General features: G+C 46.9%; 18 protein-coding genes. 2 read left to right on the top strand and 16 right to left on the bottom strand.

Translation table 11 applies throughout. The annotated features are described in order from the left end of the window. The 8 genes from HAL07_RS08005 to HAL07_RS00420 form a co-directional block, all read right to left on the bottom strand. Window positions 1–518: HpaA family protein (locus HAL07_RS08005; protein WP_202903468.1), on the bottom strand; the 518-nt coding region annotated here is incomplete at its 3' end. A 193-nt stretch (window positions 519–711) separates the two neighbouring features. Next, window positions 712–1,491 carry an HpaA family protein gene (locus HAL07_RS00450; protein ID WP_053944742.1) on the bottom strand — a complete coding sequence of 260 codons (780 nt, stop codon included), beginning with the start codon at window positions 1,489–1,491 and terminating at the stop codon, window positions 712–714. 122 nt (window positions 1,492–1,613) lie between these two features. Then, window positions 1,614–2,399 (bottom strand): outer membrane protein, encoded by a 786-nt coding sequence (locus tag HAL07_RS00445; RefSeq protein ID WP_202903457.1) that lies wholly within the window; start codon window positions 2,397–2,399, stop codon window positions 1,614–1,616. A 205-nt stretch (window positions 2,400–2,604) separates the two neighbouring features. Then, window positions 2,605–3,651, bottom strand: a complete 1,047-nt coding sequence (locus tag HAL07_RS00440) for a metallophosphoesterase (RefSeq protein ID WP_238374451.1) — start codon at window positions 3,649–3,651, stop codon at window positions 2,605–2,607. A gap of 176 nt (window positions 3,652–3,827) precedes the next feature. Next, on the bottom strand, window positions 3,828–5,432 hold the full coding sequence (locus tag HAL07_RS00435; RefSeq protein WP_053941211.1) for an ABC-F family ATP-binding cassette domain-containing protein: 1,605 nt from the start codon (window positions 5,430–5,432) through the stop codon (window positions 3,828–3,830). Between the two features lie 103 nt (window positions 5,433–5,535). Continuing rightward, entirely contained in the window at window positions 5,536–7,998 is a 2,463-nt protein-coding gene (locus HAL07_RS00430; RefSeq protein ID WP_238374450.1) for a hypothetical protein, read from the bottom strand. A gap of 16 nt (window positions 7,999–8,014) precedes the next feature. Beyond that, window positions 8,015–9,193 (bottom strand): MFS transporter, encoded by a 1,179-nt coding sequence (locus HAL07_RS00425; protein WP_053944739.1) that lies wholly within the window; start codon window positions 9,191–9,193, stop codon window positions 8,015–8,017. Between the two features lie 58 nt (window positions 9,194–9,251). After that, window positions 9,252–10,445: an MFS transporter gene (locus tag HAL07_RS00420; protein ID WP_053944738.1), complete on the bottom strand. Its 1,194-nt coding sequence runs from the start codon at window positions 10,443–10,445 to the stop codon at window positions 9,252–9,254. 238 nt (window positions 10,446–10,683) lie between these two features. Here HAL07_RS00420 and HAL07_RS00415 point away from each other — a divergent pair, with 238 nt between their 5' ends. After that, on the top strand, window positions 10,684–11,592 hold the full coding sequence (locus tag HAL07_RS00415) for a hypothetical protein (protein WP_082355767.1): 909 nt from the start codon (window positions 10,684–10,686) through the stop codon (window positions 11,590–11,592). A 49-nt stretch (window positions 11,593–11,641) separates the two neighbouring features. Next, a complete protein-coding gene (ccoG, locus tag HAL07_RS00410; protein ID WP_053944737.1) occupies window positions 11,642–13,078 on the top strand; it encodes a cytochrome c oxidase accessory protein CcoG in 1,437 nt (478 codons plus the stop codon). A 6-nt stretch (window positions 13,079–13,084) separates the two neighbouring features. Here the strand turns inward: ccoG and HAL07_RS00405 are convergent, their stop codons facing one another. The 8 genes from HAL07_RS00405 to rnhA all read right to left on the bottom strand — a co-directional run bounded on the left by HAL07_RS00405 (window position 13,085) and on the right by rnhA (window position 19,873). Beyond that, window positions 13,085–13,654, bottom strand: coding sequence for a hypothetical protein (locus HAL07_RS00405; RefSeq protein ID WP_053941206.1), 570 nt, complete (start codon window positions 13,652–13,654; stop codon window positions 13,085–13,087). Window positions 13,655–13,686: 32 nt separating this feature from the next. Next, window positions 13,687–14,394: an outer membrane protein gene (locus HAL07_RS00400; protein ID WP_053941205.1), complete on the bottom strand. Its 708-nt coding sequence runs from the start codon at window positions 14,392–14,394 to the stop codon at window positions 13,687–13,689. Between the two features lie 81 nt (window positions 14,395–14,475). Then, window positions 14,476–15,738, bottom strand: a complete 1,263-nt coding sequence (locus HAL07_RS00395; protein ID WP_082355786.1) for a (Fe-S)-binding protein — start codon at window positions 15,736–15,738, stop codon at window positions 14,476–14,478. Window positions 15,739–15,784: 46 nt separating this feature from the next. Further along, window positions 15,785–17,152 (bottom strand): oxygen-independent coproporphyrinogen III oxidase, encoded by a 1,368-nt coding sequence (gene hemN, locus HAL07_RS00390; RefSeq protein ID WP_053944736.1) that lies wholly within the window; start codon window positions 17,150–17,152, stop codon window positions 15,785–15,787. Window positions 17,153–17,154: 2 nt separating this feature from the next. Beyond that, window positions 17,155–17,655 carry a DUF2603 domain-containing protein gene (locus HAL07_RS00385; protein ID WP_053944735.1) on the bottom strand — a complete coding sequence of 167 codons (501 nt, stop codon included), beginning with the start codon at window positions 17,653–17,655 and terminating at the stop codon, window positions 17,155–17,157. A gap of 45 nt (window positions 17,656–17,700) precedes the next feature. Beyond that, window positions 17,701–18,777 (bottom strand): chorismate synthase, encoded by a 1,077-nt coding sequence (gene aroC, locus HAL07_RS00380; RefSeq protein ID WP_053941202.1) that lies wholly within the window; start codon window positions 18,775–18,777, stop codon window positions 17,701–17,703. After that, complete coding sequence (rnc, locus tag HAL07_RS00375; protein ID WP_053941201.1) at window positions 18,774–19,442, bottom strand: ribonuclease III; 669 nt, start codon at window positions 19,440–19,442, stop codon at window positions 18,774–18,776. The genes aroC and rnc overlap by 4 nt, the downstream gene beginning before the upstream one ends. After that, a complete protein-coding gene (gene rnhA, locus HAL07_RS00370) occupies window positions 19,436–19,873 on the bottom strand; it encodes a ribonuclease HI (protein WP_053941200.1) in 438 nt (145 codons plus the stop codon). The genes rnc and rnhA overlap by 7 nt, the downstream gene beginning before the upstream one ends. Window positions 19,874–19,876: the final 3 nt, after the last annotated feature.

Raw genomic sequence — 19,876 nt, 5'->3', positions numbered from 1 at the left:
GTGGTGCGCCCCGTTTTGGGCTCAAAGAATTCAAAGATGACAGCCCCTGCGCTTTGATCCACTGCGCCGTTCATCTTGGTGTCTTCAGGGTTTTCTGTGTCCATGTCCGCATCTTTTAAAATCCCCATCCACCCCCCAATTTTTAAAATAGAGGAGATGTTCATTTTTTGCTCAGGCGTTAAATCGTCTGTGGTTACAAGGTGTATGATGTGGTAACCCTTTTTCTCTAGGATTTCTTGGACTTGTTGCACCAACGCGCCCTGAAACTGGCCAATGTAGGGTTGGACATTTTCGCCCGCTTGGATGTTGGGGGATAAAATCGCGATGGTGTGGTTGTTAGAGGCTTCTTGCTCGATGTTGATAGGGAAGTGAAAATCTAGGGGAACAGAACTTTGCGCGGCTGCTTGTTTTTTAGCTTGGTTAGCCGTAGATTTTGTCGCCGTGTCTGTTGCACAGCCTGAAAGTGCAAGCGACACCCCCGCTAGTGTTAATAAAATTCCTTTTGTCATTTTTCGCATAAACTTCCTCTAAATTTGAGATGGTGAAAAAGCAAATATAAGGGCGCATTATATTATAGAGTTTTTTGATTAATTTGAGTTTAAATGGCCTAAGAAAAAGCCTTTTTGGTGCAAACAACCAAAACAAGCGCTTGATGCCAAGTAGGTTTTGCGCTTTTGCCCACCCTTTGGACGGGGTCGTGCAACACCCAGATTATTTTCTAATTTGATCGATCGCCCTTCTGTATTGCTTTAAGTCAGTGTTTGTAACCCAAGAAACCATTTTTTTGATCACAAATCCATACACTTTATTGAGGATGCCACGGATTGCATCGTCATGGATTTTTTCTAACTCAGCACGGCTAGGCGGGTTTGCACGAGCGCTGCTAGACGCTCCACGGCTGATGGAGTTTGCCCCGGCAAAACCATCCACCCTAATCTCTTGCGGGGAGCGCGCATATGTGAGGGCGTGCTCTGCGCCTATATTGATCGCGATGATGTGCGTGGTGCGCCCCGTTTTGGGCTCAAAGAATTTAAAGATGACGGCCCCTGCGCTTTGATCCACCGTTGTGTCCATGTCGGTGTCTTGCGGGTTGGCCGTGTTGATGTTGGCATCCTCGAGTACGCCCACCCATCCCTTGATTTTTAAAATCGTGTATATTTCATTTTTCTGTGCGGGCGTTAAATTTTGCGCGTCTGCGAGGCGAATGATGTGGTAGCCCTCTCTTTTAAAGATCTCTTGTACTTGTCTAGCTAAGGCACTTTGGAATTGGTCAATGTAGGGTTGGACATTTTCATCGGCTTGGATGTGTGGGGTCAAGATCGCAATGGTATGGTTGTTAGAAGCTTCTTGTTTAATGTCAATGGGGCGGTTAAAGTCAAGAAGATCGGATCCCTTTGCCTTAGATTTTGTAGAAACGCCAGCCACACAGCCTGAGAGCACAAGGGATATTCCCGTTAATGCCAATAAAACACCTTTTGCGCATTCTCGCATGGACTTCCTTTAGCGGTGAAAACAAATATGGGGGGGTATTCTAAAGTTTTTTGATTAATTCGAGTTTAAATAGCCAAGAAAAGCCCCAAGTCTTAAGCGGGCTTGCCCCCCGCCAAGCAAGTTTAGAAGTTAATCACATAATTGGCGTAAATGGCAATGTTGCGTCTTAGTCTTATGCTGATGGCATCGCCCTTTTTCACGCCAAATTCGGCGTAATCCTCTGTGCGCGTGAGGGTCAAATAAGGGTCGTTCATCGTGGGGATACGCACGCCTAGCTCAAAGCCCTGATGTTTGCTGAAGTTCGCCCTAAAACCAAGATTTACCAAAACTTGCACATGGGTGGGCGAAAAATTGCCCTTAAACCCATCGTTGTCAAAATTTTTTGCCCGCGCGTGAAAATAGTTATTCATGCTTATGCATTGCCCGTTGTCATCGCTCCAAGCGCATTGCCCATTGATAGAGCCTTGCCCCATCAGCCAAGAGCTGCCCCCAACCACCACGCCCGCCAACACACCAAAAGTCTTATTTTTCTTTTCGTAGAAGTTAAAGAGGGCATCGATGCCAACCCCATAAAATAAATTGGCCGCTTGTTGCTTGGTGGTTGCCCAAGTAGAATTGCCCTCTTCATCTTCTAGGGCTTGTTTAAACGAAGCAGGCCCGCCCTGCCCGCTAAAAAAGCCATAGTAGCGCAACCCAAAGCGTTTTTTCTTGCCAAAGAATTGTTTATACCCAAACTGGATATCCGCCCCAAAGAGATTGCCACTTAGCCCACTTGATTGCCCCAAGACTTGGTATAAGACGGGGTTGCTCGCCCTTTGTGCCCCGCTAAAATTTGAGTATTGAAAGCCCCCCGCTATAAACGCCCCGCTTTTCTCAGCCCCCAAAGGAGCGAGAGAAAAAAGGGCCAAAGAGAGAGCTAGAAGTCCGCCTTTGCTTGCCTTGCGCTTGCTGATTGCTGATTGCTGATTGCTTCTTCCATCATGCCAAAACTTCCTTTACCAAAGTGAAATGAAAAGCCAAATGCTAGCAAAAAAATAAAGTCTTGTCAAACCTCTTGCTTGCCAAATGCTCCTCACAACTGCCCTTAAAACCTAAAAGAGACACAGCGAAGCACTAGACTTGATTTTTAGGCTCTAAATGGATGGACACAATTTCGCTCTTGGTGAAGATACGCACAGGCGGGCCCCAAAAGCCACAACCACTACTCACGATCATTTGGCAATCTTTTAAATGATAATGCCCATAGATGTATTTTTGATCCAGCCACACCAAGAGAGTAAAGGGGAATATCTGCCCGGCATGGGTGTGTCCGCACAAGATCAAGTCGGGTTTTTGCTTTAAATGTGTTAGGGATTTGGGTTGGTGGGAGAGTAAAACACTGGGTAAATTGGGGTCGGCCTTAGCAAAGATAGCCTTAAAATCGGGTTTAAAATGTTTGAAGCGATACCCCATTAGATCATTCACCCCCATTAAATTAATCCCTGCCACAGGGACATTCTCATTTTGCAAGACGCGTATATGATGTCTTTTGAATACCTCAATGAGAGCGGCCACCCCGTGGTAATATTCGTGATTGCCAAGCACATAATACACGCCGTATTTAGATTGGATGTCTTTAAGCGGAGCTAAATCCTCTTGCACCAACTCTGCCTTTAAATCCGCTAAGTCCCCCACAATCACGACTATATCTGGGTGGAGCGCATTGATGCGATCGACGATCTTTTGTAAGTAGTCTTTTTTAAGATACTCACCTATATGCGCATCGCTAATCATGGCTAGATGGAGGGCTTGTTTTAAATTCTTGAGTTTGACGCGGCGTTTTGTGATCACAAGATTCGTTGCATTGTAAAAACCTTTGGCGATCGAAGCAAAGAGCCAAAAAATCACGCCCATATCAAAGAGTTTTTTGATGGTTTGGCGTCTATGGGTGTCGGTATTTTTGGGCGTGGTTTTGAGGATCAGCATGTGCAAGAGCAAGAGCAAGCACATGATAAAGCTAGTGGCAATGCTGATCCCGCCTATGGTGTATAAGACAATCCTAAATGCACCAAAGACATTGGGGATCATCCTGCGCTGTATGAGCAAAAAGAAAATTTCAAAAACATACAAGGCGATAGGGATAAAGCGTAAAGAGGGGTAGGCAAATTTCTTTAAACGCATATAACTAAACCCATTCATTAACAAAAAGACAGCCAAAAAGATGATGGTAAAGGGAATATGCATTGAATCACCGCAGGTAGATAAAATCGTGTAACGATATTTTAATCAATCTATCCGATTGGATGCTTTTGTGGTGGTGTCAAATTTTATCGTTCAGCCCAATGGGGTCTGCCCCTTCAAGCCCCTTTGCTTGCCAAATATTCCTCATAACTACCCTTAAAATCGATGACTTTTGCGCCCTTGTTGGTGGGGACAAGCTCAATGATGCGATTCGCATACGCGCTGATGAGCTCTCTATCGTGGCTCACGCAAATCACTGCCCCTTCAAATTTATACAAAGCCTCTCCCAGTGCGATGATCGCCTCTAGGTCTAGGTGGTTGGTGGGCTCATCTAGCACTAAGAAATTGCCCTTTTCTAGCATGAGTTTAGAGAGCACCATGCGGTGCTTTTCGCCTCCACTCAGCGCATTGATGCTTTTTTCCTGCTCTGCCCCGCTAAAGAGCATGCGCCCTAAAGCGTTTCTCACCTCGCCACTTTCAATCTTTTTATTGAAGTTAAAGAGCCATTGATACAGGCTTTCCTCCCCTTGAATGCTCTCGCTCACATCTTGGGGGAAGTAGCCCCTTTGCACAGTCGCGCCCCACTTCACACTCCCGCTATCCGGGCGCATTTCCTCCACAAGAACTTTGCATAAGGTGCTCTTACCCACGCCATTAGGCCCAATCAGGGCGATTTTATCCTTTGGGGCGATTTTTAGACTGACATTTTTTAGCACCGCCAAATCTCCGTAAGATTTAGAAATTTGGCTGCACTCTAGGGCCTCATTGCCGATGGTGCGGCTGGGTTTAAAAAGAATGCTCGGATCGCGCCTGCTAGAAACCTCAATGCTTTGGATATCTAGTTTTTCTAATTGCTTTTGGCGGCTGGTGGCTTGGCGCGCCTTGCTCGCATTAGCCGAAAAGCGCGCGATGAAACGCTCTAGCTCCTCTTTTTCCTTGAGCTTTTTATTGTGCTCGGCTTCTTTTTGTTTGGCGATTAAAGTTGAGGCGATGTACCAATCATCGTAGTTCCCGCTAAACTCTCTTAGCGTACCAAAGTCCAAATCCAAAATGTGGGTGCAGACGGCGTTTAAAAAGTGGCGATCGTGGCTGATGATCACCATCGTCCCCTCGTGGCGTTTTAAGTTTTCTTCTAGCCACGCAATCGCGTTTAAATCTAGGTTGTTGGTCGGCTCATCTAAAAGCAAAATATCAGGCTTAGGAAAAAGCACTTGGGCTAAGAGAATTTTAAATTTATCGCTGCTAGGCAGGCTTTGCATCAAGTCGTTGTGGCGGCTAGCAGGAATGCCCAAATCCTCTAAGATTTTTTCCACCACCACTTCGCACTCGTAAAGCGGATCTTCTTGTACGCAGATCATCTCTAGCTCGGCTAGCCTCTCATTGACCTCATCATCACTTAAATCGGCCTCTGTGTAGAGCTTTTCCTTTTCCTTTAGGGCGTTGTATAGGGTCTTATTGCCCATCAGCACCGCATCTTTCAAGCTAAACTCTTCAAAAGCGTATTGATCTTGGCCCAGCACGCCCACTTTAAGCCCCGAGCCCACGCTCACCTCTCCACTGCTCGCCTCAATGTCTCCGGCTAAAATCTTTAAAAAGGTGCTTTTGCCCGCCCCATTGGCCCCGATGAGTCCGTAGCGTTTGTGCGCGTCTAGTTTTAAATTGACATTTTCAAAGAGCTTTTTTGTGGCGTAGCGCATGCTAAGTTGGGTCGCTTGTAACATTTAATAAAATCCTGTGCGTTTTTGCCTTAAGTATAGCTATTTTTGGTGAAAAGTTGCCTTTGAAGCCCTAGCCCTAGCCAAGGCCGACTTGTGTTGGCGCAAACTAGCGCAAAAACCCGTATTCTTGCACTTGAGGCTGTAATTCTTGCGCGAGGTTATCTAAAGTGGCTTTTAGCGCGGCGTATAGAGTTTTATAGTGTGTGTCTTTGGCCTTGTGTGTGGGGTTGAGTTTGCCCTTGCTGTCCCTTCCGCTGAAAAATTCCTTTATATCGTAAAGCGTGGCGTTGGGGTTAGAATTGTCTTGGTTGTGGTAATAGCAATAGAGTTTGCACCCCGCCTCCAACACAGATTGGGCGGTTGGGGTAAAAGTGGGCAGTGTTGGGGATTGCTGGGTTTTAAACAGCTTATCTTGTTGTGTTAGGTTAGAGCTTTTGCCCGCTAAAAAGTCTAAGAGCGTGTGGTGCGTGTAGCGGCCCCTTGCTTTGACTTCTTGTTCTTTAAAGGGGATGAAGTGGTTTGCCCCATGCGCGGTGCTTAGGCGGTTTTGGCTATGAAACAACATAAACACCAAGCAAGAGCCTAAAAAGTCGGTGTCCGCTTGCCAAGAATCGTTGTAGGGTGCGTAAAACTGGTCGCGGTCGTTGATCCAAGTGTGTTTGAAGCAATGTTGCACGCTAAAATACACACTTAGGGCGTGCAGGTTTGTGGCGTTGATACGAAGGGGACGGTCGTGGGTGTTGCGTTGGTGGTTGTGGAGATTAATGCGATTTGCATGTTGAAAATCACCTCTGCTTTGCTCGACATCACCCCAAGCTTCAAAGCCCGCCTTTTTGTTGGTGTAGTGGGCTATCCATTCATTAATGCTAGGCACATTATCCAAAGCCCTAAACTCTTTCACCCCCACAAACTCCCCGCTAGACTCGTAAATCTCTAGCGCCACAGAGTCGATGGGCTCTGGCACGCCCAAGTCCCAACAGAGAAAGCCGATGGGAAACTCTCCCTTGACATTGTCAAAGGTGTTGCCCGGGCACATAAACCCGCCTAAGAATTTGGCCTTAAAATGCTCTCTAAAAACTTTAAAATTGCTGGAGTTGAGGTATTTGAGCTTAGAAAAAGCGCATAAAAGCGGGCCACGCACGGCTTGTTTCTTGTCTTGTATTCCCCCCGCGATCTCTTTTGCAATGCGCATGAAAAACTGCGCAAAGAGTTCGTTTGTTGCCTTGCCTAGCTCTTTGGCGTAGTCTTTGGCGATTTTAGTCGTTTTAGCCACGCCGTCCTTATTCTTGCCCTTGCCTGTTATAGCAGACTTGCTCCCTGCCTCTGCGTAGGGGGGGTTGATGTAGATGATGAGTTTAGAAAGTTGCTTTGGGTCTTTTAAGATCGCTTGCAGACTTTCGGGCAATTTGGATTTCTTGGGCTTGCCCCGCTCTTTGGTATCAAACAAGGGGTTGTTTAAAAAGTCAAATTGAAAAACATTGTCTGGCAAGAGGGCAAGCCCTTTGCGCTCTTTGATGATTTGCACATCGTTTTTATCTAAAGTGCTGGCAAAGAGGTTTGAGGCATTAGAAAGCCCCTCTAATAAATTACCCGTGCCCGCTGCGCAGTCCCAAAGGATGTATTCTTGTTGGAAATGCACACCCAAGAGATTTTTTAAACACTCTTGGGACTTTTGCGCCCAAAAGAGGGGGGTGAAAAACGCGCCCTTGCGCTCGCGCACATCTGGGGGGACTAAGAGATCACGGCGGGTGATGATGTAATCGTGAAACGCCTCAGCGGGCGGGCGTTTGTAGGCGCGCCAAAAGGCTTTGTGTGTCTGCTGTTTGTCCTTAAAAACTGCGCTCTTGGAGTTAAAAAGCCCCAAGTCGTCTATCTCCTTATCAAACTCGTAATGATCGCCCTTTAAACGGGTGTTTAACTCTTTGAAAATCGTGTGGTCGTTTTCGCTTAAGAGGTCGGCTAGGTAAAAGTCTGCGTCCAAAATATCCGCCGCTTGCGCCTTTTGCCAATCGATTTGGATTGTGGGTTTGACATGTTCTAGCCAAGCATGGTAGGCATGCACAAAATTATTTTCATCGATGGGGGTTTGGGTTTTGGCAATGGTGTGTAAGGATTGGATAAAGTTTTTTAACGCTTCCTCTTGGGTGGCGTAGGCAAAACTGGTTAAGTGGCGATCTAAAAGCGGGCTTAAAAGCGCTTCGACTTCTTTAAACTCTGTGGAGTGGGTGTCGCTTGGCGCAGACTTATAATTTTTAGCTGCCAATTCGTTTAACAGGGGTTCTAGCTCTTTGGTTTCCACCACGCTAAAACGCAGCGCGTCAAACGCCCCTAAAAAAGGGGGCAGTTGTCCCTTGGGGTTCTTTAAAATGGTCAAAACTAATTGCGTGAGGGCTTTTTTTGCGTCACAGCTGCCCGCTTTCGCCTCCGCCCAAAGCAGGGGGCGGGGTAGTTGCTCTTTAGGGGCGCAGACTTGAAAGTCGATTTTCTCTGCCTTAAAAGTGAAGTTTTTAAAGTAGCGCTCCTTAATGGCGTGCTTTAGGGTTTCCTCGCTTAGTGTATTTAAATCCATCAAAATCCTTCAAAATTCAAGTCTCATGCGCTCTTTTGGTGAAATAGGCTTTTTTGATCCTTAAGTGGAGTAAAGTAAAGGCGCTGAGCGCAAAGAGCGCGGCGCAAAAGCCGTTAAAATCGACACTCCAGTGCGCCACGAGTCCGCCCATTAAAGAGGCAAAGGTGATGCCTAGATTAAACGAGCTTTCATTGAGCGCAATGGTGCTGTTGGTCGTGTTGGGGGTGAAAAGGCGGGCTAAATGCCCGCTTAACATTTTCAGCGGTGCGATGCACGCAAAGCCAAAGAAACCAAAGGCCATGACATTAAACGCCAAAACCATTTTAGGCAAGTTGTAAGTCAGACTCATCGCGCTTAGGGCTAAAATTTGCATGCCAAGCAAAAAGCGCAAAGCCGCAAACGAGCCCCTTAAATCCGTGAGCTTGCCCCCAAAGAGGTTGCCTAGCATCGCCGCCAAGCCATAATATAAATAAAGGTCGGCGATGCTTTCTGGGCTAAAGCCGTGCCTTTCTAGCAAGACGCGCAAGTAAATATAGACCACAAACATAGACCCGCACGAAAAGGCAGTGACCAAAAAGCCCTGCCATAGGGGGGGGAAATGAAAGGCAATTCCTAAGTTTTTAAAGTTAGCAGGCTTGCTAGAAAATTTTGGCAAGACAAACAACGCCAAAAGGGCGGCCAAAGAGGCCAAGCCAGCCACCAATAAAAAGGGAGCTAAAAGCCCAAAGTGTTTTGCCACTAAAATCCCCAAAGGCACGCCTGTAACCAGCGCCACGGTGAGGCCACTAGCCATAAGGCTCATGGCCATGCTGGTTTTGGACTTAGGGGCGGCCTTAAGGCACACAAGCGTGGCAATGACAAAAAACAGGCCGTGCATGAGCCCCCCGATAAAGCGGGCAATGAGCGCGCTTAAAAAGCTGTGGCTAAAGAACATCAAAGCATTGGAGATGGCAAAAATCCCTAGCGTGAAAATGAGTTGGTTGCGGTAATTGAAGCGAGAGATCAGCACGCTCACGATGGGCGCGCCAATCACCACGCCCAAAGCATAAAGCGTGGCTAAATTGCCCGCCTCGCTCACAGACACTCCATAATACGCGCCAAGCTTAGGCAAAATCCCTGAAACCAAAAACTCCGCCACGCCCAAACAAAAGCTAGACAGAGCCAACAAAGACACAATCCGTAAATAATGCCGCACACGATCCCTTTAAAAATGGCGCATTTTAACATGCTTTTTGCGCCGGGCGTGTTTTTCTCTAATGATGGGAGGGGGCAACCTTGCTATTTTTAGCAAAAACAGACTTTTTAATGCCAAATGTCAGAATCAACAAAGCGCATAGGGCAAGAAGCGCAGCACAAATGCCGTTGAAATGGACACCCAAATAATGCACACTCAGCCCACCTACAAAAGAGCCAAGGGCAATCCCTTTAAACAAAGAGACTTCATGGAGCACGATGGTGCTGCTCATCGTAGTCGGGGTAAAAAGGCGGGCTAAATGCCCGCCTAGCATTTTAATCGGTGCGATGCAGGCATATCCAAAGAAACTATAGGCGATCACACTGGCGATTAAAAACATTTTGGACAGATGGTAACTAAAACTCATCGCACCTAAGGCTAAAATTTGCATGGTGAGTAAAAAACTCAAAGCAGCAAACAAGCCCCTTAAATCCGCGAGCTTGCCTCCAAAGAGAACACCTAGCGTAGCAGCGATGCCGTGGCATAGATAAATGTTCGCGATGTTCTCTGGGCTAAAGTGGCATCGTTCTAACAAAACCCGCAAGTAAACATGCACGACAAACACAGACCCCCACGACAAAGCTGCCACAAAAAAGCCCTGCCACACGGGCGCAGAGCCAAAGGACACGCTTAGACTTTTAAACTTAGCGGGTTCGCTGGAGAATTTAGGCATGGTGAACAAAGTTAAAAGAGCCGCCAAAAAGGCTAAACAAGCCACCAAAAGAAAGGGCATTAAAAGCCCAAAACGCCTAGACACGAGAATGCCTAAGGGCACGCCCACCATCATAGCGGTGGTGAACCCAATAGACACTAAACTTAAAGCCATGCTCTTTTTTGCCTTAGGGGCGAATTTGAAGCAAATGATTGTGGCGATGACAAGGATCACACCGTGCATGAGCCCGCCGATAAAGCGGGCGATGAGTGCGCCCAAAAAGCTGTGGCTAAAAAACATGAGGACATTAGAGAGGGCAAAGAGAGAAAGGGTTAGGGCAAGTTGGTTGCGGTAGTTCAAAGAGGAGATGAGCACATTGATCGTGGGCGCGCCCACCACCACTCCTAAAGCGTGGAGAGTTACTAAGTTACCCACTTGGCTGTCTGAAACGCCGTAAAACAGACTCAAGCGGGTTAAAACCCCAGAGACGAGAAACTCCGACACAGCCAAGCAAAAACTAGAAAGAGCGAGGATAAATACGATCCGCAAATAATGCCGCACACGACACCTTTAAAAATGTAAAAATGGCGCATTTTAGCATGTTTTTAAACTCTGTGGTGTATCCTAGTGGCTTTTATTAAAGGAGAGTCTTTGTCGCTAAAAAGCCTTTTAAAGCGTGCGCTTCCCAAATCGTGCAAAGCTTTTTTAAAAGCGGCCTACAAATCTATGCGCTCCATGCCCACTTACTACTTGCATCCTCAAAAGCAAAGCGTTTTTGCCAAAATTGCGCCCTTAAGCAATGAGGATTACATCCGCGCCAATCGCCTATGCGGGGGGGGGGGGGAAANNGGGGGGGGGGGGGGTAACTCTAGCGCCCACAAACCGCCAACTTTTAATCCCCGATAACCCCCTACATAAGGGCTACTTCGAGCAAGACCCTAGGGCCAGTGATCCTAAAAGCCCGCTCAACCCTTGGGCCTTTATTCGGGTGAAAAACGAAATCGCCACTCTAGAATCGTGCTTGTACTCCATGCTCCCTGCCATCCAGCGGGGCGTGATTGGCTACAACGATTGTAATGATGGGAGCGCAGAATTGATTTTAGAGTTTTGCCAAAAATTCCCCACCTTTATTCCTGTGGCTTACCCTTATGTGGTCATGACTCGAGAACCACCAGATTTTCATAACCAGTTTTACTATTATTGTAACTATATCCTCTCCTTTATCCCCCAAAACGAGTGGATCATAAAAATCGATGTGGATCACATCTACGATGCTAAAAAACTTTATAAGAGTTTTTACAGTGTGTGGCACACAAATCAGATTGTGGCTTATTCTCGGGTCAATTATATGGTGACAAATGGGAGCGTGTATGTTGAGAATTGTTGTGATTATGGATTGATTGAAAATTGGGGAGATCATTGGCTCATCCACAATAAACCCTCCTACAAATTCCTCGAGTGGGGCGATTATAGCAACTCTTTAGAAGCGCTGGTGTTTGATGGCACATTGATTGGCGATCCAGAGCTCACACAATGGCATTTTCCCTTCATTAAAAAGTCGCGTACATGGGGGCATGCCAATCACAAGTGGATCAGTTTAGAAGACTTTAAAACCCACCATGCCAAATTGCTAGGCAACAAGATCGACCCGGACATGCTCGATGAAAAGCGCATTTTAGAGATTTATAGCCAGTTTAAACGCCCTTAAATAAAGTTTGCTACCATGTGCGCATTGCTCCGACAAGGATGTTTTAACCATGGACTTGCAAAACTCGACAAACGGGACGCATAAAAGCCACTACTTCCGCCAATCTTTCCGCTTAAAACGCTACATGGTCGCCATCGCGATCACGATTTTTGCTATTGGTGTGCCCTTTATCCACATGGGCGAGGGGCAGGCGTTTTTAATCTCTTTTGAGCATAGACAACTCCACTTATTTGGCAAGATTTACAGCGCGCAAGAGATGTATTTAACGCCTTTTTTAGTGATTTTCCTCTTCATTTTTATTTTCTTCATCACCTCGATGCTTGGACGGGTGTGGTGCGGGTGGGGCTGTCCGCAAACAATTTTTAGAGCGATCCATCGAGATTTGATCGAAACCAAGATTTTAGGCTTACACGCCAAGATTGCTAACAAGCAACGCCCCACGCCCAAAACCCCTAGCAATCGGCTTAAAAAAATTTTGGGACTGTTGCTCTTTGCCCCCGTGCCTATTGTGGCTATGGCGGTGTTTTTGTTCTACTTCATCCCCCCCTTTGAGTTTTTTGAGCATGTGGTGCACCCAGCGGACAACGCCCTACTCATTGGCATTTGGGCAGCTTTAAGCGCAATCGTGTTCTTTGACATTGTTGTGGCTAAGGAGCATTTTTGCATTTATCTATGCCCCTACGCACGGGTGCAAAGCGTGCTCTTTGATGACAACACCTTAAACCCCATTTACGACAGCGCAAGGGGCGGGGCGATTTATAATGACAATGGGGTAAAAATCCCTAGCCTGCCCCAAAAGCGCGACAAGGCAAATGAGTGCGTGAGTTGCAACCATTGCGTGTTGGTCTGCCCCACGCACATAGACATTAGAAAGGGCATGCAATTAGAATGCATCAATTGCCTAGAGTGCGTGGATGCTTGCACGGCGACCATGGGCAAACTAAATAAGCCCAGTTTGATTCAATGGTCTTCGACAAACGCCACAAACACGCGCAGCAAAGTGAAATTGTGGCGGACTAAGACCATCGCCTATGTGGGCGTGCTTGTGGTGGTGATGGGGGCTTTGATTGTCGGCTCGTTTAAAAAGGCCTCTATGATTTTAGACATCACACACGGGGGGCAACTTTACGCGATTCACAGCGATTTTGTAGATAATGGCTATATCTTTTTATTCCAAAACACGAGCAACAGCCCGCATGCCTATACTTTTAATGTGGATGACCCTCACATCAGCATTGTGCGCCCCAAAAACACACTCACTATCGCGCCACAGGGCAAACTCAAGGTTGTGGTGATTTTGCGCATGCCTTTAAAAATCGCCAAAGAAGCCTATGAGAAACACGATGTCACGCATGCCAAAAAGGAGATTTTACCCATTGTGGTGAAAGCTTACAGCGTGGATAACCCCCAAATCTCTGTGCAACAAGAGAGCGTTTTTATTATTCCAAGCACGCTAGGCGCGCCAAAGCCAAAAGTTAAACCCTAAACGGGGTTAAGATTTGCCCTCTTTGTCCTCTAAAGGGGCTTTGCCATCCCAAGGCAAATTGGTGTTTTCAAACTGCTCTTGGTAGCCTAAAATCAAATTGCGCTGGCTTTGGATGTGGTAGTTTTGTGCCTTAATGGTCTGCTCTAAGTGGGCAATGCGCTCTTGTAATGCCAAGAGGTTAGGGGCACCGGCCTCCTCAACTTGCGCGCCCTCTAACCCCGCTTGTTTTAAACGAGCTTTAAGTCTTTCGATACACCTTTGCTGGTTGTCTAGGGCGGCTTTTAGGCCCGTTATTTTGGGGTTCTCTTGGTGTTTTTGTTTCTCTAGGTTTTGCTTGAGCTGGCCTAATTCTGTTTTCAGTGCCTTTAGCTTGGTCGTGGTGTCAAACAACGCCTTTTGCTGGTTAGAGATTTTGCGATCTTTCTCTTGCAATCGAGACGCAAACTGCTTTTCAAGCTCAAGTTTTTCTTTTTCTAACAAGGTGCTAAAGTGGGTTTCAAAACTGGCGGCTAAAACCTCTTTAATGTCGGTTAAAGCCTTTTCTAAGATCGCTTGTAGTCGCTGTGCTTCTGGCATTTTACCCCTTTGTGTTTAGGGGTATTCTAGCATTAAAAGTTGTAGCGGTAGCCGACATACAAGCTGTATTGGCGGCGGTAGGTGAAGGCTAGGCCTTTTTTACTGAAATAATAGTCGTTGATGGTAGGGATCTTGATCCCAAAGTCAAATTCTTGGTGTTTGCCAATCGTGGTGCGCATCCCCAAATTAAAGAGAAATTGAAACATGGCGGGGTCTAGGACTTGTTCGGATTTAGCGGGGTAGGCGATGCCTAGGAGTGGTCCGCCCGTGGTGTTGCCCCAAGAGTTGCCCGCAATGGCCGCGCCTAAGAAAAACCCAAAGGTTACATCCTGCTTATTGATGACATCATAAAGGGTGTCGATGCCCCCACCATAGGTGAACATGTCTGTTAAGTTGGCAAAAGTACCCTTGCCCGCAACCAGCTCGTTAGCTCCAAAGACACCATGCCCATAGTCCATAAAACCATAGTAGCGCAGCCCAAACCATTTCTTTTTGCCAAAGAACTGTTTATACCCCGCGCTAATGCCTAAACCCTGCATCACAGCTAAGTAGCTGTAACTGCCTGTGGGCAACTTAGGAAAGTTGTAGTTATCTCCGCCCGGCTTGGGGTTATTGACAGCCTGCCCCACCTGCCCGACTTCATAACTCGCGCCCACATACCACCCATTCCTCTCAGCCTGCAACCCTGTCGCGCCAAAAACCATGGCGCTCGATAAAAAGGCATAAAGTTTTCTATTCATTGCAATCCTCTTCTTTAAATTAAATGATTTGCGCTATTCTAGCATAATTTTTTTAACATGTGTTGTTATAAAAAAATAAAACTACGCTCTGCCCAAGCTTTTATCTAAAAGTTCAATGGGGTGCAAAAATTGCGTGGGGGCGTTGATCTGCTCTAAAGCGTTGTTTAATTGCACCCGACACGCCGAGCACTCCGCACTCACCACCTGCGCCTTTGTGCCCACAATGTCTAAGGCTTTGGGCGCGCCCGCCTCTAGGCTCAGTTTATAATGTTCGCTTTGCATGGTAACCCCTCCAAAGCCACAACAGCGGTCGCTCTCTTGCATTTCTATGACTTTGTGGTTGATTTTTAGCAAACTTCTAGGCTCTTTATAAACGCCCAGCACCTTTTTAGCGTGGCATGGGTCGTGGTAAGTAACACTCAAGGGGCTTTGAGGGCTTTTTTCTAAGTGCTTATTTAGGGGGGTTTTTGTGGCTAAAAAGTGCGATGCCATTTGTAATTTGGCTTGGATCGTTTTAAATTTTTCAGCCCAAAGGATGCGCTCTTGGCTATCTTTTAAGCTCTCGATTAAATGCCCATAGTCTTTTTTAAGCATGCTGATGCAAGTGGCTTCAGGGACCAAAATCGCCTCCACCTGTTGGGCAAGCGCGGCTAGGCTCTCAATATTTTGTTTGGCTAAAAACCAAGCGGTGGTAAAATCTCCTGTGAAATACGCCGGCGCGCCGCAACAAACCTGTTTGGGGATGGTCACGCTAAAATTAAGCTTGTCTAGCAAAGACAACAAACTCTCGCCCACTTGGGGGTAATTGTAATTGCCTAAACAACCGATGAAAAGCCCAACCTTTCTTAAAGGCTCTTTGGGCTCTAGGGGGGCTTTGGGCTCTATTGTGTCTTGGTGGGTTTGCAAAAAACTTTTAGCGCTAAAGGGGAAAAACGCGCGTTTTTGCCACGAAAAAGAGCCCTTAAAACGCCATTTTAACCTGTCCCCCTCTTGTTTAAAAGCGCAGGGGGCCAAAGCGTAGAAAAGCCTAAAGACCACATCCATCAATTTGGGGTGTCTTAGCAAATAAAAATAGGCCCTTTTATGCCAAGTGATGCCGTGTTTGTGTGCACTCTTTAGGCGGATTTTTTCAATCATGGAGTCGATGGGCAAGTGGAAGGGGCAGACTTGCACGCAAGTGGTGCATAAAAAGCAGGTTTCAAAGATTTTTTTAAGGGATTTGTCTAGCTCTAGGCTCTCAAGTTTAACCTGCGCGATGAGGTCTAAAAAGCCCCTAGGCGATGTGCTCTCGTCCTTGTGTATCCTATAAATGGTGCAACTAGGCACGCATTTAGCGCACTTCACACATTTTTGCGCCACCTCTTGCAAAGAAGCATCAATGTCAAAAAGGCTAGAGTGTTTGGCTAAATCGGCGTGCGCCACTTTGTGCCCCTAAGTACGCGTCAAAGACCATCGCCAAATTGCGCACCAGCATCGCCCCCGTGGGGCTGGTTGTGAGTCCCTCCTCGCTGATCGCCACCAAGCCCTCTTGCTCGTAGGGCTTGAGGGCATCTAACGCGTCTTTAAAATGCATTTTAAAGTCAATGGCAAAGGCTTTTTCAATGCTGCGAAAATCTAGCTCTAAATCATTCATCAGGCGCATGATCACCTCTTTTCTTAGCCGATCTTCTGCGCTAAGTTTAATCCCCCGCTCTACGGGCAAATGCCCGCTATCTAGGGCTTGCTCATAGCGTTTTAAGTCCTTAAAATTTTGCGTGTAATAGTCTTGCCCCTCGCCAATGCTTGTTACCCCCACGCCGATGGTTTGGGAAAATTTTTTGGTGGTGTAGCCTTGAAAGTTGCGCCTAAGCTGCTTGTTTTGCAAGGCCTTATAAAGCTCATTGTCCTTTTTGGCAAAGTGGTCCATGCCAATCATTTCATAGCCATGCCCTTTCAAAAACCCGATTAAAAATTGCAACAACGCCAGTTTTTCTTGCGGGCTTGGCAAGGTTTTAGGGTCGATTTTCATGGTGTGTTTGACCCAAGGGACATGGGCGTAATTAAAGACCGCCAAACGATCGGGGTTGAGCTTCAAAACTTCCAGCAAAGTTTTTTCAAAGCTTTTAATGGTTTGCAAAGGCAAGCCATAAATCAAGTCAAAGTTAATGGAGGTGATCCCAAAATCCCGTGCGATTTGCACCTTTTTGGCCACTAAATCCACGCTTTGTAAGCGATTGACAGCCACTTGCACCTGTGGATCAAAGTCTTGCACCCCAAAACTGAGGCGGTTAAAGCCATGCTCTTTTAACACCTGCATCTGCTCTAGGCTAAAGTGTCTCGGGTCAATCTCACAAGAAAGCTCCGCCTCTTTAGAAAAATTAGGAAAAGTTGCTTGAATGCTTGTGATGATGCGATCCAACTGCTCGGCATTGTAAAAAGTGGGCGTGCCTCCGCCAAAGTGCAGTTGTACGACCTCTCTTTGCGTGTCTAAATGTTGCTTCAACAGCTCCAGCTCTTTGCCTAAATACCCGATATAGCGCTCTTTTTTGTTTTGGCTGTTCGTGTAAATCACATTACAGGCGCAAAAATAGCACGCGCTCTTGCAAAAGGGCAAATGGAAATATAAGGATAGAGGAATATTTTGATCTGCCCTTTGAAACGCCTCCAGTAGATCAGCCTCTTGGAAGCTCGGGTTAAACTCCACGGCCGTGGGGTAGCTCGTATAGCGAGGGCCGGGCTTAGAATAGGAGGCAAATTTATTAAAGTCTAAATCTTGCACGGCTAAAAGGGCAAAGCTAGGTTGTCAAGGTCCAATTCTTGGCGTTTGCTCTCTAAAAACTCGGGCAGATTGAAAAACAAATTCGGGTGTTGCTTTTTGATCTGTTTGACAAAGTCAAGCGAGCTGATTTTTGGCAAACTCCCGTCTTTGCCCCGCATGCCCTCTAACTTCTTAAACACCACCGCCATCGCATCTGCAAAATCAATGGGTGTTAAGGTCGCCATGTCGCGCTCTAACTCGACCATCACTTTATCCTCATACGCCCTTTGGATCACCCGCACAATGTGTTGCAACAGCACCTCGGGGATCACCACAAACTTTTGATCCTGCTCATCTTTGATAAACCACGCCTCTTTAGTGTTAAAACTCCCCTCTTCTAGCTCCAAAAGCACTTGGTTAGAAGAAAGTTGTTTGGCTTGGACTTTGTTCTGCCCCGATTCTAGGCTTTTGTAAATGTCTTGCATGCCCGCCTCAGCGGTTTTTTTACTTCTTGTTCTTGCCATGCGTGCCTCTCTTTTTTATTCCATTTTAGCATAAAATACACCCATTCACACTTGCCGATAAAAAGCCCGCACGCTAGAAAGCTTGGTTGGCATGTTTAAGAGTGCAAAATCCGCCACAATTAAAGCCAAAAGGCTTTCACAAACGACACTCCCCCTAATAGCAATGCATGGGTCGTGTCTGCCTTTTAATTCTAGGGCGATGGGCTCTTTGGCGGTGGTGATGGTGTCTTGGGCTTTGGCAATGCTGGCGGTGGGCTTAAAATGCACCCACACAACTAAATCCTCTCCATTGCCAATCCCGCCTAGCACCCCTCCGCTGTGATTGCTCTTAAAGCCTTTAGGGCTTAGGGCATCGTTGTAACTGCCACCTTGCATGCTAGATGCTCTAGGCTCGCCAATAAACACCCCCTTCACCCCATTTAAGCCCATAAACACGCTGGCAAGCCGTGCATCTAGTTTGTCATACAGCGGTTCGCCAAGCCCCAATAAATGCGCCCCGCTGGCCTGCACCAAGACCACACCCCCCACGCTGTTGCCTTGAGCTTTTGCCTTTAAAATGGCTTGCTGTTGTTTTGCCTCTATGTCTTGATCTAGGCTAAAAATGGGGCTTGTTTTAGCAAAATTAAAATCTATGTTTTGCGCTTCGATGCCACCCACACTAAAAACCCCACTAAAAACCTCAATCCCTAGCTCTTTTAAAAGCATTTTGGCAATCGCCCCTGCCGCCACCCGCGCCACGCTCTCTCTGGCAGAAGTGCGCCCCCCGCCCCTGTAATCGCGCACGCCATACTTGGCTAAGGTTGTAAAATCCGCATGCCCGGGTCTAAAAGCCTCTTTAATGTTGCCATAATCCTTGCTCCTAATGTTGCGGTTATAGACAAGTAAGCCGATGGGTGCGCCCGTGCTGACCCCCTCAAAAACCCCGCTCACCACCTCAACAATGTCTTCTTCGTGGCGGGGTGTGGTGAAGGCATTCACGCTTTTACGGCGGTTTGTTTCGGTTTGCAAGTAATCTAAATCAATCTTTAGCCCTGCGGGCACGCCCTCTAAAACGCCCCCAATCAGCACCCCATGCGACTCGCCAAAGGTGCTTAAGCGCAAGCACCGCCCTAAAGTATTCATTGTGCCCCCTGTGTCAGTTGTTTTAGCGCCTCTTTGGCGCAAAGTTGTTGCGCCTCTTTCTTGCTCTTGGCTTTGCAAGTGGCGTAAAGCTTGGTTAGGATAAAAATTTGCATTTCAAATTGTTTGGCGTGATCGGGTCCGCTCTCGCCTTTTAAAATGTAAGTGGGGATGGTTTTAAAGCGTTCTTGCGTGAGCTCTTGCAGCGCGCTTTTATAGTCTGTAAAAAGGGCTTGCAAAGACAAATCGGGGTAGGCTAAATCTAGCAAATCTTGCATCAAAGCTCTGACGACTTCTAGCCCACTTTCTAAATAGATCACCCCCATTAAAGCCTCAAAGGCACTTGATAAAATAGAGGGCTTGGTTTGCCCATTGTTGTGCGCCTCAGCCGCTGAAACCACAATGTGTTTTTGCAAATCCAAGAGCAGAGCCAACTTAAAAAACGCCTTTTCATTGACTAAGGACGCGCGCATTTTAGACAAATCCCCCTCTTGCAGATCATTAAAGCGTTCAAATAAAATTTCTGCTACCGCCAAATCGAGCACCGCATCGCCCAAAAACTCCAGCCTCTCGTTGTTTTTAGCGGCTTGCACACTTCTGTGCGTCAAAGCTTGTTGCAATAGGTCTTGGTTTTTAAAGGTGTAGTTGAGGTTAGAAAACTTCAGCACTCCCTTGCCTTTTGTTTGTAGCTTAGAGCTTGTTCTTTGGCGAGCTTATCACAGCGTTCGTTCTCAGCGTGGCCATCATGCCCTTTGATCCAATGCGTGGTGATGGCGTGTGCGCCCTTAAGCCTTAAAAACTCTTGCCACAAATCCACATTTTTCACCTTAGCAAAATTTTTTGCTACCCACATTTTTAGCCACTCGCTAATGCCCTTGCAAACATAGACAGAGTCGCTATAAAGGTGGATGTTGCACGGTTCTTTAAGCACCTTCAGCGCTTCTATCACGGCCTTTAGCTCCATGCGGTTGTTCGTGGTGTAAAGCTCCCCGCCTTTAATGATTTTCTCCACGCCCTTGTAGCGCAAAATCGAGCAATACCCCCCATAGCCCGGATTGCCCAAAGCCGACCCATCGCAAAAAATTTCAATGCTTTTCATTTA

Origin of the sequence: Helicobacter ailurogastricus, from assembly GCF_001282945.1 — a bacterium.
Classification (GTDB): Bacteria; Campylobacterota; Campylobacteria; order Campylobacterales; family Helicobacteraceae; genus Helicobacter; species Helicobacter ailurogastricus.
This window is presented reverse-complemented; position numbering and strand designations above follow the sequence as displayed.

Coding starts and splice junctions, on each gene's coding strand:
- HAL07_RS00440 (WP_238374451.1), bottom strand. CDS start 3,651: ATGCGTTTAAAGAAATTTGCCTACCCCTCTTTACGCTTTATCCCTATC.
- HAL07_RS00430 (WP_238374450.1), bottom strand. CDS start 7,998: ATGGATTTAAATACACTAAGCGAGGAAACCCTAAAGCACGCCATTAAG.
- aroC (WP_053941202.1), bottom strand. CDS start 18,777: ATGAATACTTTAGGGCGGTGCTTGCGCTTAAGCACCTTTGGCGAGTCG.
- HAL07_RS00400 (WP_053941205.1), bottom strand. CDS start 14,394: ATGAATAGAAAACTTTATGCCTTTTTATCGAGCGCCATGGTTTTTGGC.
- ccoG (WP_053944737.1), top strand. CDS start 11,642: ATGGACTTGCAAAACTCGACAAACGGGACGCATAAAAGCCACTACTTC.
- rnhA (WP_053941200.1), bottom strand. CDS start 19,873: ATGAAAAGCATTGAAATTTTTTGCGATGGGTCGGCTTTGGGCAATCCG.
- HAL07_RS00385 (WP_053944735.1), bottom strand. CDS start 17,655: ATGGCAAGAACAAGAAGTAAAAAAACCGCTGAGGCGGGCATGCAAGAC.
- HAL07_RS00450 (WP_053944742.1), bottom strand. CDS start 1,491: ATGCGAGAATGCGCAAAAGGTGTTTTATTGGCATTAACGGGAATATCC.
- HAL07_RS00435 (WP_053941211.1), bottom strand. CDS start 5,432: ATGTTACAAGCGACCCAACTTAGCATGCGCTACGCCACAAAAAAGCTC.
- HAL07_RS00405 (WP_053941206.1), bottom strand. CDS start 13,654: ATGCCAGAAGCACAGCGACTACAAGCGATCTTAGAAAAGGCTTTAACC.